The 15501-nt window shown below is 50.1% G+C and carries 15 protein-coding genes and 1 pseudogene; 14 read left to right on the forward strand and 2 right to left on the reverse strand.

Annotated features, from left to right (window positions below; translation table 11 throughout):
- Positions 1-498 precede the first annotated feature (498 nt).
- From K7X24_RS12360 to phoU, 9 genes and pseudogenes are all read left to right on the forward strand, one after another.
- Positions 499-1842 (forward strand): 2-hydroxycarboxylate transporter family protein, encoded by a 1344-nt coding sequence (locus K7X24_RS12360; RefSeq protein ID WP_224555149.1) that lies wholly within the window; start codon positions 499-501, stop codon positions 1840-1842.
- Positions 1843-1916: 74 nt separating this feature from the next.
- A pseudogene (locus tag K7X24_RS12365) lies at positions 1917-2051 on the forward strand (transposase); the annotation flags it as partial.
- 10 nt (positions 2052-2061) lie between these two features.
- Complete coding sequence (locus K7X24_RS12370) at positions 2062-2343, forward strand: DUF2314 domain-containing protein (RefSeq protein ID WP_224555225.1); 282 nt, start codon at positions 2062-2064, stop codon at positions 2341-2343.
- Between the two features lie 187 nt (positions 2344-2530).
- Positions 2531-3730: an NleE/OspZ family T3SS effector cysteine methyltransferase gene (locus K7X24_RS22090; protein ID WP_318013140.1), complete on the forward strand. Its 1200-nt coding sequence runs from the start codon at positions 2531-2533 to the stop codon at positions 3728-3730.
- A 222-nt stretch (positions 3731-3952) separates the two neighbouring features.
- Positions 3953-4993, forward strand: a complete 1041-nt coding sequence (gene pstS / locus K7X24_RS12380) for a phosphate ABC transporter substrate-binding protein PstS (RefSeq protein WP_224555150.1) — start codon at positions 3953-3955, stop codon at positions 4991-4993.
- A 162-nt stretch (positions 4994-5155) separates the two neighbouring features.
- A complete protein-coding gene (pstC, locus tag K7X24_RS12385; RefSeq protein WP_039487834.1) occupies positions 5156-6115 on the forward strand; it encodes a phosphate ABC transporter permease PstC in 960 nt (319 codons plus the stop codon).
- Entirely contained in the window at positions 6115-7002 is an 888-nt protein-coding gene (gene pstA, locus K7X24_RS12390) for a phosphate ABC transporter permease PstA (RefSeq protein WP_039275952.1), read from the forward strand. The genes pstC and pstA overlap by 1 nt, the downstream gene beginning before the upstream one ends.
- 86 nt (positions 7003-7088) lie before the next feature.
- Positions 7089-7862 (forward strand): phosphate ABC transporter ATP-binding protein PstB, encoded by a 774-nt coding sequence (pstB, locus tag K7X24_RS12395; RefSeq protein WP_010681437.1) that lies wholly within the window; start codon positions 7089-7091, stop codon positions 7860-7862.
- Between the two features lie 13 nt (positions 7863-7875).
- The gene (gene phoU, locus K7X24_RS12400; RefSeq protein ID WP_010308605.1) at positions 7876-8604 is read left to right on the forward strand and encodes a phosphate signaling complex protein PhoU; all 729 of its coding nucleotides are present in this window, start codon (positions 7876-7878) and stop codon (positions 8602-8604) included.
- Positions 8605-8648: 44 nt separating this feature from the next.
- On the opposite strand, the gene K7X24_RS12405 is transcribed toward phoU, so the two are convergent.
- On the reverse strand, positions 8649-9215 hold the full coding sequence (locus tag K7X24_RS12405) for a helix-turn-helix domain-containing protein (protein ID WP_224555151.1): 567 nt from the start codon (positions 9213-9215) through the stop codon (positions 8649-8651).
- 91 nt (positions 9216-9306) lie between these two features.
- Here K7X24_RS12405 and K7X24_RS12410 point away from each other — a divergent pair, with 91 nt between their 5' ends.
- The 4 genes from K7X24_RS12410 to K7X24_RS12425 all read left to right on the forward strand — a co-directional run bounded on the left by K7X24_RS12410 (position 9307) and on the right by K7X24_RS12425 (position 13023).
- Positions 9307-10491 carry a benzoate/H(+) symporter BenE family transporter gene (locus K7X24_RS12410; protein WP_224555152.1) on the forward strand — a complete coding sequence of 395 codons (1185 nt, stop codon included), beginning with the start codon at positions 9307-9309 and terminating at the stop codon, positions 10489-10491.
- Between the two features lie 127 nt (positions 10492-10618).
- Positions 10619-11455, forward strand: a complete 837-nt coding sequence (locus K7X24_RS12415) for an ABC transporter substrate-binding protein (protein ID WP_010681432.1) — start codon at positions 10619-10621, stop codon at positions 11453-11455.
- A gap of 94 nt (positions 11456-11549) precedes the next feature.
- A complete protein-coding gene (locus tag K7X24_RS12420) occupies positions 11550-12293 on the forward strand; it encodes an amino acid ABC transporter permease (protein WP_180790245.1) in 744 nt (247 codons plus the stop codon).
- A gap of 1 nt (position 12294) precedes the next feature.
- The gene (locus tag K7X24_RS12425) at positions 12295-13023 is read left to right on the forward strand and encodes an amino acid ABC transporter permease (RefSeq protein ID WP_039475211.1); all 729 of its coding nucleotides are present in this window, start codon (positions 12295-12297) and stop codon (positions 13021-13023) included.
- 184 nt (positions 13024-13207) lie between these two features.
- Here K7X24_RS12425 and yieH read toward each other — a convergent pair whose 3' ends face one another.
- Entirely contained in the window at positions 13208-13873 is a 666-nt protein-coding gene (gene yieH, locus K7X24_RS12430) for a 6-phosphogluconate phosphatase (RefSeq protein WP_125233294.1), read from the reverse strand.
- Positions 13874-14129: 256 nt separating this feature from the next.
- Between yieH and K7X24_RS12435 the strand changes: the two genes are divergently transcribed.
- The gene (locus K7X24_RS12435; protein ID WP_039487851.1) at positions 14130-15467 is read left to right on the forward strand and encodes an NCS2 family permease; all 1338 of its coding nucleotides are present in this window, start codon (positions 14130-14132) and stop codon (positions 15465-15467) included.
- Positions 15468-15501: the final 34 nt, after the last annotated feature.

The following is a 15501-nucleotide window of genomic DNA, read 5'->3' on the forward strand; positions in this document are numbered from 1 at the left end:
GGCTATTTTAGTTAAATAAATATTTTTAATAAAATGAAAACACGCTATTTACTTATTCTCATAAAGTGGTATTTTCACTCTGTGATTTACCTCTCCTTCTGTTTTAATTCCCCACACCCTCTCAATAAATTATTTTAATTACAAAAAAATAATATAAGTTATTTAAAATAGAGTTGTAGATAAGTTCACAAATACGTAATTAACGTATTATTTTTAACATTCCCTCATGCTAGATTACCCTCCAACATGATTCATTGTTAAATAACATCCATCATTCTTTATAGTTTTTCTACCAATTGATAAAAAACAAAAAAACGTATTTTTCTGCTTTTTGATAATAAACATCCCACCGCCACTGGCATTAGAGACGCTCGATAAGCACACAGATATCGATAAGAAAAACGTCAATAAGCCACGTCGATAGCGATGCATCATCAATATCGTAATGGCAGGTATGTCATTTCTTTCTGTACCAACTGTCCTAGCAGGGTGAATATAATGAAAAAAATTGAAACTGATATTTTATGTGAGAACGATCTCGCTCTGGAAACACAAGAATCGTTTATCGGGGGCTTTTTTAAAAAGAAAATCGGCTCCATTCCCGTTGCGCTTTTTATGGCGATTGCCGCCATTGTCGCTATCGCTGCCTACGAAGGATATTTGCCTAAAAATATGATTGGCGGTTTCGCCGTCATCATGACGATGGGTTTTTTACTGGCACACATTGGCAGTAACATTCCCGTGTTCAAAGATATCGGCGGCCCAGCCATTCTGTGCCTGATGGTGCCTTCCGTTATGGTGTATTTTGAGCTGTTCAACGACAACACCATGAAAACCGTCCACCTGCTGATGAAAGAGGCGAACTTCCTGTATTTCGTCATCGCCTGTCTGGTGGTCGGCAGTATTCTAGGTATGAACCGCAAAATCCTGATTCAGGGGATGGTGCGCATGTTCGTCCCGCTGGTTGTCGGCACCGCAACCGCGCTGGCAACCGGTTTGCTGGTTGGTAAACTGTGCGGCTACAGCGTTTATCACACTTTCTTCTTCATCATCGTGCCAATTATCGGTGGCGGCATTGGTGAAGGCATCCTGCCGTTATCCTTAGCCTATTCTGCGATTCTGGGACAAAGCCCAGATGTCTATGTCGCTCAACTAGCACCCGCAGCCGTCGTCGGTAACATCTTCGCGATTCTGTGTGCTGGCGTGCTATCCCGTCTGGGTATGCGTCGCAAGGATCTGAACGGCGAAGGCCGTCTGGTTCGCAGCGATGAAGACAATGCAATGTTTGCCGTCAACGAAGCGCCAAAACCGGTCGATTTTCACCTAATGGGCGGCGGACTGTTGATGATTTGCGCCTTCTTCATCGTCGGTGGCCTGTTTGAGAAACTGGTACACATCCCAGGCCCAGTTCTGATGATTCTGATCGCCGTCTTCTGCAAATACGGACGCGTGATTCCTGCGATTATGGAAACTGGCGCGCACAGCGTTTACAAGTTCGTATCCAGTTCTCTGGTGTGGCCGCTGATGATCGGGCTGGGCATGCTGTATATCCCGCTGGAGAGCGTCGTCGCGGTATTCTCTGTGGGTTATGTCATCGTCTGTGGTTCTGTGGTGCTGTCCATGGCGCTGGTTAGCTTCCTGATTGCACCTTACCTGAATATGTACCCGATTGAGGCTTCCATCGTAACCACCTGCCACAGCGGGCTGGGTGGTACGGGTGACGTAGCGATACTGTCTGCCTCTAACCGCATGTCTCTGATGCCGTTCGCACAGATCGCCACCCGTATCGGCGGCGCGTCTACCGTCATCGCGGCAACATTGCTGCTGGGCTGGGTTATCTGATTTTACACCTGAGTACCTCGGTTTCCCCCAATCACGGGGGAAACCTTACTGTATGCACGACCCCGTTCAGTCCGATCGCTACCGCGCTGATGCTCAAAAGTGTCTTTCACCTTACCTTGCGGGCGTTGCAGGGGTTTATCGACTTGGTTTTCCAGATGATGGATGTGCCGTTGCGTTGCCCAGATTACACCAGCATCAGCAAACGGTCTGGTGTAGATAATAAAAAAATCACCTAAGCCCGTCGAAAGTGCATGGCGCTTTATGGTGAAGTTTGGTTTTCCTCATGGAGAAGAGCGTGAAAACATGTGGTTTGTGCCCGAAAAAATCGACGACGCGGTCGTCACGGGGACATTAATCAATCATCCGTTCTACGTTGAGGATATGCAGGAAGGCGGGGTGTATCCTATTGATATATCGTGGGTAACCGACTGGGTAATTTATTATCAGGGCGATAGCTATAAGCCTGATACTATTTTTTATTTCCTTGGGCATGGTGCGTAAAGGCGGTTTTGTTCTATTTTCAGATTGCAGAGATCATAAACGGTACTGTAACAAAAGATAATAAGACCACGGTTAGTAGCCATGAAGTGTGTAATTTTTACCCGTTAAGTATATCGTGTATAGTCTGTTCTTTCAAAAAAGAACAGGTATGCTGTGATAATATACAAAATTAATCTGGGGAGGATAAATGAAAATTTCCAATATTAATGTTAAAAACAATTTTTTCCCAGCATATACTAATACAGTAGAGATAATAAAGAGTATTTATCCTGACATAAAATATTCATTTTTTTCAGAAAAACCAAATGTGTATGATCAGAATTATATAACAGGAAAAACTAGAGAATTCGCAATTTTTAAAATTGATGAGTATATAAATAAAAAAGCAGCGATGGCTTCTGATGTAACAAAAATTTACGCAGAGTACCAAATTAATTCTACAGGGATTTCTCCTGATGAGGCTAATACCCGAGAAAAGAGTTGGGGGACGGTTATTTCAGGGAAACGTCCAATGGGGGTGTTTTCTGTTGATAGTTTGTATTCGCCAGAATTACATACTGTTATTGAATTCCCGAATATTGGCTGTAAAATTTTCCCTAAAGAAAAAAATGAATTTATATATATTATTATCATATACAGAAAGGATTGTGAACAGGGGGAAAGATATGCCAGTCGGTTTATTGAATTGTATGATAAAAAGAGAGAAATAATGGATTCTTTGGTAGGTGAACAGCATGAGATGAAAGTTATAAAATCAGAACTGGTTGTTGCTAGAGAAATGGGTGCGCTATTAAGTTATTTCCCAGAGGAAATAGATAATTACATGCACAAACTAAATACATCCTTTTCTCAGGAATCAACTGCTTCATTAATGATGCATACTGAGCGTGTTGTAAATGAATCACAATGCAACCCTCGCCATAAAAGGATAGTAATAGGGTGTGGAGAGTTACACAAAAGGATATTTTTGGATGAAGGCACCCATATTGGAGAACATTTACAATGTGACACGCTGGATATAGATCTCAATATGGGAAGCAATATTTTAGCTGATATAACACTACCTTTACACCGAAAAATTCATAATAATTACAGCGCCGTTATGTGTGAAGCATTGCCACCTGAAATATATGGTTCTGATGTTTTTTATAATAATTTGAAGTTAATGACAAAAAGTGAAGCATCATTTGTTTTTAGCGGTTTAACAAAAAACACTAAAGAAATATTAACCGAGAAATTGAAATATCATAGACTGAATTTCTCAGAAACTGAAAGTATATTAGACCTCCCACAGTCACTGCTTTTAGATGAGGAACTGTTCTGGAATATGAAATTAGAATACTCAGAAAAACTTAGGAAGCATCGGCCAATTATCGCCAAAAAATAAATTGGAAAATTCAAATTAGTTTATGACGAAAATTTCTGAGGTTTCAGCTTATTCACCCATGGCACTTGCCTATCTCTCGACTGTCACAAAACTGTCATATTTAGTACATTTTACTGTCACCAAATTGTCCTATTTTTCCTCCTGCGAACTACACTCTGATTTGATAACTCTGATAGATAACGACGTTACGTCGACACGTTTGAGTATCCCACAGGAGGGATTATGAAACCGATGCGTACCACTCTTGCCAGTGTTGTTGCGGCAACCCTTTCTCTGACGGCATTTTCTGCTTTAGCTGCTGCTAACCTCACCGGTGCCGGTGCGACATTCCCTGCGCCTGTTTATGCCAAATGGGCTGACTCCTATCAAAAAGAAACCGGTAATAAAGTTAACTATCAAGGCATCGGTTCTTCTGGCGGTGTAAAACAGATTATCGCTAAAACGGTCGATTTCGGTGCTTCTGACGCCCCTCTGGCTGACGACAAATTAGCACAGGATGGTTTATTCCAGTTCCCAACCGTTATCGGTGGCGTGGTGCTGGCAGTGAACGTTCCTGGTATCAAATCTGGCGATTTAACGCTGGATGGTAAAACGCTGGGTGATATCTACCTGGGTAACATCAAAAAATGGAACGACCCGGCGATCACCAAACTGAACCCGAATGCCAAGCTGCCGAATCAGGACATCGCTGTGGTTCGTCGTGCTGACGGCTCTGGTACGTCTTTCGTGTTCACCAGCTATCTGGCAAAAGTGAACCCAGAGTGGAAAGAGAAGATTGGCGCAGGTTCTACCGTGAACTGGCCAACCGGTCTGGGCGGTAAAGGTAACGATGGTATCGCGGCGTTCGTACAACGTCTGCCTGGTTCTATCGGTTACGTAGAATACGCGTATGCCAAGCAGAACAACCTAGCTTACACCAAACTGATTTCTGCCGATGGCAAAGCGGTTAGCCCGACTGGCGCTAGCTTCAGCAACGCGGCTAAAGAGATCGACTGGAGCAAGTCTTTCGCTCAGGATCTGACTAACCAGAAAGGCGCTGATGCATGGCCGATCACCTCAACCACGTTCATCCTGGTTCACACCAAACAGGAAAAACCTGAGCAGGGCGCTGAAGTGTTGAAATTCTTCGACTGGGCGTTCAAGAAAGGCGGCGAGCAAGCTGAAGCGCTGGATTACGCCACACTGCCAAAAGAAGTGGTTGAGCAAATCCGTGCTGCCTGGAAAACCCAGGTAAAAGACAGCAGCGGTAAAGCACTGTACTAATTATTGTATCGACACGTCGTGTTGATAATCAGAGCGTGATGAAGTTGTCAGGTTCTGGAAAATACGTAGTGGAATAACACGTCGTATCGGGGCGGAGAGGTGATAGTAACCTCTCTGCCTTCAATAGCTTATCAAATGTAGTTAAAACGAGAAGAGAGACGTATGGCGGAGTACAAGCCAACTATCAAAGCCCCGGGAAAGTATGGCGATATCCTCTTCAGCGCGCTGGTAAAACTGGCGGCGCTGGTCACGCTACTGCTATTGGGTGGCATCATTGTTTCCCTGATTGTGGCGTCCTGGCCTAGCATCGAGAAGTTCGGTTTTGCCTTCTTGTGGACGAAAGAGTGGGATGCGCCCGCAGAGCAGTTTGGTGCACTGGTTCCGATTTACGGCACCATCGTTACCTCACTGATTGCACTGATTATTGCGATTCCGATTAGCTTCGGGATTGCGCTATTTCTGACAGAACTGGCACCCGCTTGGTTGAAGCGTCCGCTTGGCGTGGCGATTGAATTGCTGGCAGCCATACCGAGTATTGTTTACGGCATGTGGGGGCTGTTCATTTTCGCTCCTCTGTTTGCTAAATACTTCCAACAACCGGTAGGCAACGTCCTGTCCGGTATTCCTATTGTTGGCTCGCTGTTCTCCGGCCCGGCATTCGGGATCGGTATTCTGGCGGCTGGCGTCATTCTGGCCATCATGATTATCCCGTACATTGCGGCGGTGATGCGTGACGTGTTTGAGCAAACGCCGGTGATGATGAAAGAGTCCGCTTACGGCATTGGCTGTACGACGTGGGAAGTCATCTGGCGCATTGTGCTGCCTTACACCAAAAACGGCGTGATCGGTGGGGTGATGTTGGGATTAGGGCGCGCGTTGGGGGAAACCATGGCGGTGACCTTTATCATCGGTAACACCTACCAACTCGACAGCGCGTCGCTGTATATGCCAGGCAACAGTATTACCTCTGCGCTGGCGAATGAGTTCGCCGAAGCTGAATCCGGCTTGCACACGGCGGCACTGATGGAACTGGGGCTGATTCTGTTTGTGATTACCTTTATTGTTCTGGCATGTTCAAAGCTGATGGTGATGCGTCTGGCTAAAAATGAGGGGGCGCGCTAATGGCTACATTAGGCATAGAGCAAGACGCTGCTCTGGAGCGTTCGCGGCGTAAAATGCAGGCCTGGCGCCGCCAGAAAAACCGTATTGCGCTGTTCTTATCCATGTCCACGATGGTATTCGGCCTGTTCTGGCTGGTCTGGATCCTGTTTTCGACCGTGACCCGAGGCGTGGATGGCATGTCTCTGGCGTTGTTTACCGAAATGACGCCGCCGCCTAATACGGCGGGTGGTGGATTGGCGAATGCCATCGTCGGGAGCGGATTGCTGATCCTGTGGGCGACGCTGCTGGGGACGCCGCTGGGGATTATGGCGGGTATCTATCTGGCGGAATACGGTCGTAAATCCTGGATCGCCGAAGTGATTCGTTTCATCAACGACATTCTGCTGTCAGCACCGTCGATTGTGGTGGGTCTGTTTGTCTACACGCTGGTGGTGGCAAAAATGCAGCACTTCTCCGGCTGGGCGGGGGTGATTGCGCTGGCGCTGTTGCAGGTGCCGATTGTGATTCGTACCACCGAGAACATGCTTAAACTGGTGCCAGATAGCCTGCGTGAAGCGGCTTATGCACTGGGTACGCCGAAATGGAAAATGATTTCTGCGATTACGCTGAAGGCATCGGTATCGGGCATCATCACTGGGGTATTGTTGGCCATTGCGCGTATTGCTGGGGAAACCGCGCCGCTGCTGTTTACGTCGCTGTCGAATCAGTTCTGGAGCACGGATATGATGCATCCGATTGCTAACCTGCCGGTCACCATATTTAAGTTTGCCATGAGCCCGTTTGTGGAGTGGCAACAGCTGGCTTGGGCGGGCGTACTGCTGATTACGATGTGTGTGCTGCTGCTGAATATTCTGGCGCGCGTTATTTTCTCTGCCAAGAAGCACTAATTCGCTAAGAAATAGTCGTTTTCTGAGAAACATTAAATAAATTCAAGGTGCTGCCAGGCAGCGCCAGGAAAAAGAGAGAAGTCTTGATGAGTATGGCTACTGAGACATCCAACAAAATCCAGGTACGCGATCTGAATTTCTATTACGGAAAATTCCATGCGTTGAAAAACATTACGCTGGATATTGCCGCGAATCAGGTTACCGCGTTTATCGGCCCGTCCGGCTGTGGTAAATCCACGCTGCTGCGTACGCTGAATAAAATGTATCAGCTCTACCCTGAGCAGCGCGCCGAAGGCGACATCCTGCTGGATGGTAATAACATCCTGACGGATAAGCAAGATATCGCGCTGCTGCGCGCCAAGGTCGGCATGGTGTTCCAGAAGCCGACGCCGTTCCCGATGTCGATTTACGACAACATCGCGTTTGGTGTGCGTCTGTTTGAAAAGCTGTCTCGTGCCGATATGGATGAGCGTGTCCAGTGGGCGCTGACCAAAGCCGCGCTGTGGCAAGAGACGAAAGATAAGCTGCACCAGAGCGGCTATAGCCTGTCTGGTGGTCAACAGCAGCGTTTATGTATTGCGCGTGGTATCGCGATTCGCCCAGATGTCTTGCTGCTGGATGAACCCTGTTCTGCGCTTGACCCGATTTCTACTGGCCGCATTGAAGAACTGATCTCCGAGCTGAAAAAAGACTACACCGTGGTCATCGTGACGCACAATATGCAGCAGGCAGCGCGTTGTTCAGATCATACGGCGTTTATGTATTTGGGTGAGCTGATTGAGTTCAGCGATACTGATACCCTGTTTACTGCTCCACGGCAGAAACAGACTGAAGATTACATCACCGGCCGTTACGGTTGATTAGGAAAGCATCATGGATAATCTGAATCTGAACAAACACATTTCCGGTCAGTTTAACGCCGAACTGGAACACATCCGCACGCAGGTCCTGACCATGGGCGGGCTGGTGGAGCAACAGCTGAGTGACGCGATTACCGCGATGCATAATCAGGATGCGGAGCTGGCTCAGCAGGTGATTGAAGGTGACGCCAAAGTTAACATGATGGAAGTGGCGATTGATGAAGCCTGCGTGCGCATTATTGCGAAAAGGCAGCCTACCGCCAGCGATCTGCGTCTGGTGATGGCGATCATCAAAACCATCTCCGAACTGGAACGCATCGGTGACGTAGCGGATAAAATCTGTCGCACTGCGCTGGAGAAGTTCTCCCATCAGCATCAGCCGCTGCTGGTGAGTCTGGAGTCATTAGGGCGCCACACCGTGCAGATGCTGCATGACGTGCTGGATGCGTTTGCCCGTATGGATCTGGATGAAGCGATTCGTATTTATCGCGAAGACAAAAAAGTGGATAAAGAGTACGAAGGGATTGTGCGTCAACTGATGACCCACATGATGGAAGATCCTCGCACCATCCCAAGCGTACTGACGGCGTTGTTCTGCGCCCGTTCCATCGAGCGTATCGGTGACCGTTGCCAGAACATCTGCGAATTTATCTTCTATTTCGTCAAAGGTCAGGATTTCCGTCACCTGGGTGGCGATGCGCTGGAAAAGCTGCTGGCGCAGAAAGATAAAGCGGAAGAGTGATCCAGTCCTTGCGCTTATCGTGACAACGCCCTGCTTGCAGGGCGTTATTTTTTATCAGGATAGTGAATCAGATCGTGGAAGCGCGCTGTGGTATCGGCAGGGTTATGGTAGCGGTGTTCCCTGTCGGCGGCAAAGCGCAAGGCGTCACCAGCGGACAACACATGCGTCTGTCCATCAACAGTCATTTCCAGTTGTCCCTCCAGCACAATAATATGCTCGATCACCCCGCTTTCATGCGCCGATGAGGTGCTGCTGGCACCCGCCGCCAGCTCAATAACCAACATATCAAAACGTAGTTTTTCGTCGAAAGGGAAGAGCGGTGCAACGTGCATTCCTGCTTCGTTTTCCCTGAATGACGATCCCGCCCCTGAGCGATAGGTCACGTCTTCATCCGCGAGCGTCGGTTCAATAAAGCTAGAGAACGCGACATTCATACCGGTCGCAATTTTCCACAGCGTGGCAACCGTCGGGCTGGATTCACCCCGCTCGATCTGGCCCAGCATCGCTTTGCTCACACCCGTTTCTTCTGCCGCACGCGTGAGGCTCCAGCTTTTCTCTTGTCTTAACTTTTTCAACGTATTGCCAATACGGCGGGTTAGCTCATCAGACATCTGTACTGGCTCCTGCTTGTGCGTTATAGCGCACACTGCTATGTTAACGCTTTCTGTGCGTTATAACGCACGATAAGAATGAAGGTATACCATGCCTGCATCATTTGCGCTAAAAGATGTCACCTTTTCGACCCTTATCGCTGGCTTCGTTGCGGTGCTGGTGGGCTACACCAGCTCCGCCGCCATCATTTTTCAGGCAGCAGAAGCGGCGGGTGCCAGTGCGGTGCAGATCGGCGGCTGGTTAAGCATGCTGGGGATTGCCCAAGGGCTGGCCTCTATTAGCCTGTCGCTGTATTACCGCGCGCCGATACTGGCGGCCTGGTCAACGCCAGGGGCGGCGCTGCTGGTCACCAGCCTGCCGGGCACCTCGATCAATGAGGCGATCGGCGTGTTCCTGTTTGCCTCCGCGCTTATTTTTATCTGTGGGATCACTGGCCTCTTTGCCCGCCTGATGAATGTTATTCCGCAGGCTATTTCTGCTGCGATGCTGGCGGGGATTTTGCTGCGCTTTGGTGCGGATGCCTTTCTTTCCCTGCAACACGATTTCTGGCTGGCTTTTGCGATGTGCATAACCTATTTGCTCAGCCGTCGGCTGTTGCCGCGCTTTGCGATTGTACTGACGCTGCTTGCTGGCCTGCTGCTAGCCTTATTTCGCGGACAAATTGTGGTTTCTGATTCGCCGCTGGTGTTCGCCGTACCGGAGTTTATTACGCCGCATTTTTCATGGGCGTCTCTGCTGGGTGTCGGTATTCCATTTTTCATTGTCACGATGGCGTCGCAGAACGCGCCGGGCGTTGCCACGCTGAAAGCCGCTGGCTATCAGGTTCCTATATCACCGCTGATTAGTATTACCGCATTAATCGCGCTGGTTTTGACGCCGTTCGGTGGTTTTTCCGTCTGTATCGCCGCGATTACCGCCGCGATCTGTATGGGGCCGGATGTACATCCCGATCCGAAGAAACGCTATCTTGCTGCCGTCGCTGCCGGTGGCTTTTATCTGCTGGCGGGCGCTTTTGGCGGATCAATCGGGCAGCTTTTCACGGCGCTACCGCAGCCGCTGATTCACTCTATCGCCGGTTTGGCGCTGCTCAGCACCATTTCTGGCAGCCTGTATCGCGCTTTACTGGATGAAAAACAGCGCGATGCTGCGGTAGTCACCTTCCTAATTACCGCCTCAGGGCTGACGTTGTGGGGAATCGGTGCGGCGTTTTGGGGATTGATTGGGGGGATGATGACCTGGTTTATTCTGTCAGCATACGCTGACAAGGTGCGTTGAATCGTCAGGATAATCTGCCAGAATTCCGAAGTAACATAAGGTTATATTATAGCTATTTATGTTATTTCCCGCGTTTTCACCCTGCTGATAGCCTGCTGTTAATACACCAATAATTAAGGGGCAGGGAATGAAAAAGCAGATTTTGACAGTGACTTTATTGGCCGGGTTGGCTTCCGTTTCTGGTGCTGCACAGGCAGATAAATTAGATGACATTCAGAAGGCGGGTGTGGTGAAAATTGCCGTCTTCGACAGTAATCCGCCGTTTGGCTATGTCGATCCGCAAAGCAAAAAGCTGGTGGGTTATGACGTGGATATCGCCGAGGCGATTGGTAAAGCGTTGGGCGTAAAGGTTGAGCTGCGTGCGACTAATCCCGCTAACCGTATTCCTTTGTTAAGTTCGCAGAAAGTCGATCTGATCGCCGCGAACTTCACCATTACCGATGAGCGTGCCAAGCAGGTTAACTTTAGTATTCCTTATTTCGCTACCGGACAAAAATTCATCGCCCGTAAAGGCGTGCTGAAAACGCCGGAAGACATCAAAACGCTGCGCATCGGCGCGGATAAAGGCACCGTGCAGGAGATTACCCTGCGTGAGCATTACCCGACAGCCAAAGTGATTTCCTACGATGATACGCCGCTGGCCTTCGCCGCGCTGCGTAACGGCAACGTTCAGGCCATCACGCAGGATGATGCCAAACTGGTCGGCCTGCTGGCTAACGTGCCTGATGCACAGAAGGCTGAGTTTGAAATCTCACCGTTCAGTATTACCAAAGAGTATCAGGGCGTCGGGATTCCGAAGGGCGAAGAGCGTCTGACGGCGAAAATTAACGACACGCTGATTAATCTGGAAAAACAGGGTGAAGCGAAGACGATTTACGATCGCTGGTTCGGGCCGAGCACAAAATCATCCCAACCGCGCGGCGACTTCACCTTTGCCCCGCTGGATCAACAACCTAAATCCTGATAGCTGACGCCTTCAGTGCTATGATCTCAGCCCTCTGCATGCAGAGGGCATTTCTATTTGTACCTCGTAATAATGACAAAGAGAGATAAAACGCATGGATACGGCGCTGCAATCGCTTGAGTCGTGGCTGTTGGCTCCTCAATACCTCATCTGGCTGTGGCACGGTTTCCTGATCACGCTGGGTCTTTCCCTGAGTACGATCGTTCTGTCTACGGTGCTGGGTTTTCTGTTGGCGGCGGCCAGAGACAGCCAGATTCATGTGCTGCGTGGCGTTGTTGTGGCGTATAGCTCGCTATTCCGTAATACACCGCTGCTGGTGCAGCTGTTTTTCTGGTATTTCGGTGCCGGACAGCTTTTTCCCTCAGAGATGATGCAATGGCTGAATACCCCGCATGTTATTTCGCTGCTGGGGACGACGTTAGCCTGGCCTTCTTTTGAGTTTCTGGCGGGCTTGGCTGGGTTGACGCTCTACTCCAGCGCGTTTATTGCGGAGGAGATCCGCGCCGGTATTCGCGGCGTCGCGCGCGGGCAGAAGTACGCCGCGCATGCTTTGGGGTTAACTGGCTTCCAATCCATGCGTTATGTGGTATTGCCACAGGCGCTAAAAATCGCTCTGCCGCCGCTGCTTGGGCAGTACATGAATATTGTTAAGAACTCGTCGTTGACGATGGCGATTGGTGTCGCTGAATTGTCCTACGCGTCGCGTCAGGTGGAGACGGAAACTCTGCGTACGTTTCAGGCGTTTGGCGTGGCGACGGTGTTGTACATCGTGATTATTGCGGTGATGGAAGGCTGGGGCATGTGGCGTCAGCAGCGCAGTCTGGCGGAGAGACACTAAGATGGATTTTACCGTTATCACCGATAACATCGACTATTTGATGTGGGGAACGTTCCCGGATGGCCCGCTGGGTGGCGCAGCGCTGACGCTGGTGATGAGCCTGCTGGCGGGGATAGCGTCTGCCATATTGGGTACGATTTTAGGCGTGGCGCTGGCGATGTCCCGAGGCTGGTGGAGTGCACTGTTGGCGATGGTGCTGGGGTTCTTCCGTGCTATTCCCGTCATCATGCTAATTTTCTGGACGTATTTTCTGTTGCCGATCGTTTTTGGCGTCGATATCCCTGAAATTACTACCGTGGTTTGTGCGCTGGCACTGATCGCCTCGGCGTATCTGGCGCATGGCGTGAAGGCCGGCATTGTCGCCATCGGGCGCGGCCAGTGGCAGGCTGGACTCTCACTGGGGCTAAGCCGCTGGCAGGTGTTATGGCAGATAGTGCTTCCTCAAGCGCTGCGGATGATGGTGCCTTCCTTCATCAACCAATGGATTTCTCTGATTAAAGATACCTCACTGGCCTACATTGTCGGGGTCGGCGAGCTGACGTTTCTTGCTACGCAGGTCAATAACCGCAGCATGGTCTACCCGATGGAGGTGTTCCTGTTTGTCGCGCTGGTCTACTTTGTGTTTTGTCTGTCGCTGGAGCTGCTGGCGAACGGGGTTAACGCCCGTTTTAACCAGCAGGAAAAGCAGCCGAAACGCCGTTTGCTGTGGTGGCGGAATAAGCCAGCCTGAGGATGAAGATTACGTGTGTCGTGCGGTGGTAATGGATAGATCGTAAAGACGCTGTGAATACGTCCGTGTACGCTCGGCTTGCGCCATCCATGGCGCAAACGCTTTACTCTTCTATTCCATTACCACCGTTTTCGTTCCATAAATAGATTTGCCGACGGTCTGACATAAGTCTTAATGGCTGCTACTACGCAGTGATGTTCCAGCCTTTTTCGCGCCAGATTTGCGGCAGTTCGCGCATGTCATCGAACATCGTGACCAGTGGGTGATGGATCGGCTGGTTATGGGGATCGGCGCAGTAATAGAATACAGGAATGCCCGCGGCGATGCCTGCCTGTACACCAGCGGCGGAATCTTCAACCAGAATGCAGTGTTCGATGGGAAGCTGTAACTGCTCGGCAGCGTGATACAGCACGGCCGGATCGGGCTTCCATTTTTTCAGATCGTAGCCGCTGTAGAGATGGTCGCCAAACAGATCGAGCATGTGCGTCAGGCCGAGCGAATGGTGCATCTTGCTGACCGGACCGTTGGACACCACGGCCATTGGGACAGTAATAGACTGCACTAACTCACGTGCGCCCTCGATAGGTTGCAGGAACTCATCGAACAGACGTTTCACCTCTTGCCGGAAATGACGCTCTGCATCTTCTACCGACACGGTTAAGCCATGCTGCTGGCTGATGCGGGCAATAATCTCGTACAGCTTCACGCCCTTGTAGGTTTTTATCACCTCCTCCAGCGATAAGTTCACCCCATACGGGATGAAGATATTCACATAAGCCTGACAACACAGAACTTCGCTATCAACCAGCGTGCCATCACAGTCGAAGAAGACGCATTCAATACGGGGCATGACCAATCCTTATCGATGAAATAAAAGATGAAGCTCCTACTTTAACCAATTGACCCGATATTGCGACCTACAAAGCCATTTTCAGAGCGATCTTGCATAAAATTAAGGGGTTTCAACTGAGGGCGTGCGGCGTAATAGCCATGACGTTAATAGGTTCTTCTTATTCGATGAAAAAAAACGTGGGATCAACGTAAAAACGCAGCGTTTTGTTATAGGATACCCGACGACAGTTATTCCCTTCTTTGGATTGTTACTAATGAATAAATCACAACCCGGTCTTGCTACCGAGCAAGGCCTGCTGGAGCGCGTGTTTAAACTTAAACAACACGGCACGACAGCACGTACGGAAACGATTGCCGGTTTCACGACGTTTTTGACGATGGTCTACATCGTTTTTGTTAACCCGCAGATTCTGGGCGTGGCGGGGATGGATACCAAAGCGGTCTTTGTGACCACCTGTCTGATTGCGGCATTCGGCAGCATTTTGATGGGGCTGCTGGCTAACCTGCCTGTGGCGCTGGCTCCGGCAATGGGTCTGAATGCATTTTTCGCTTTTGTCGTCGTTGGCGCGATGGGTCTCCCATGGCAGGTTGCGATGGGTGCTATTTTCTGGGGCGCAATCGGTTTCCTGTTGCTGACTATCTTCCAGATTCGCTATTGGATGATCGCCAATATTCCGCTCAGCCTGCGTTTGGGTATCGCCAGCGGTATCGGCCTGTTCATTGCCATGATGGGCCTGAAAAACGCCGGCATTATCGTTCCTAACCCTGAAACGCTGGTGACGATTGGTAACCTGACGTCACACAGCGTGCTGCTGGGTGCTCTGGGCTTTTTCATTATTGTGGCGCTGGCCTCACGTAATATTCACGCCGCGGTACTGATCTCCATCGTGGTGACCACCTCAATTGGCCTGCTGCTGGGCGATGTGACGTATTCTGGCGTGTTCTCCATGCCGCCGAGCGTCATGTCGGTGGTGGGTCAGGTTGATCTGGCTGGGGCGCTGAACCTCGGGATGTCCGGCATTATTTTCTCCTTCATGCTGGTTAACCTGTTTGACTCCTCCGGTACGCTGATTGGCGTGACGGATAAAGCCGGTCTGGTTGATGCTCGCGGTAAGTTCCCGCGCATGAAGCAGGCGCTGTATGTCGATAGCATCAGCTCTGTAGCTGGTTCGTTTATCGGAACGTCATCCGTTACTGCATATATTGAAAGCTCTTCTGGCGTGTCCGTGGGCGGACGTACCGGCCTGACCGCCGTAGTTGTGGGTCTGCTGTTCCTGCTGGTGATCTTCCTGTCGCCGTTGGCGGGGATGGTGCCTGCCTATGCGGCCGCTGGCGCACTGATTTACGTGGGCGTATTGATGACGTCCAGCCTGGCGCGCGTGAAGTGGGATGACTTGACGGAGGCCGTACCTGCCTTTATTACCGCGGTGATGATGCCGTTCAGCTTCTCTATTACTGAAGGGATCGCGCTGGGCTTCATTTCTTACTGTGTGATGAAGTTGGCGACGGGTCGCTGGCGTGAAATCAGCCCGTGCGTGGTCGTGGTTGCGCTGCTGTTCCTGCTGAAAATTGTGTTTATCGACGGGCATTAATGTGTTCGTGGCTCCGGGGCTTTCCCGGAGCCTC

The sequence above is a fragment of the Pectobacterium versatile genome (assembly GCF_020166435.1).
Classification (GTDB): domain Bacteria; phylum Pseudomonadota; class Gammaproteobacteria; order Enterobacterales; family Enterobacteriaceae; genus Pectobacterium; species Pectobacterium versatile.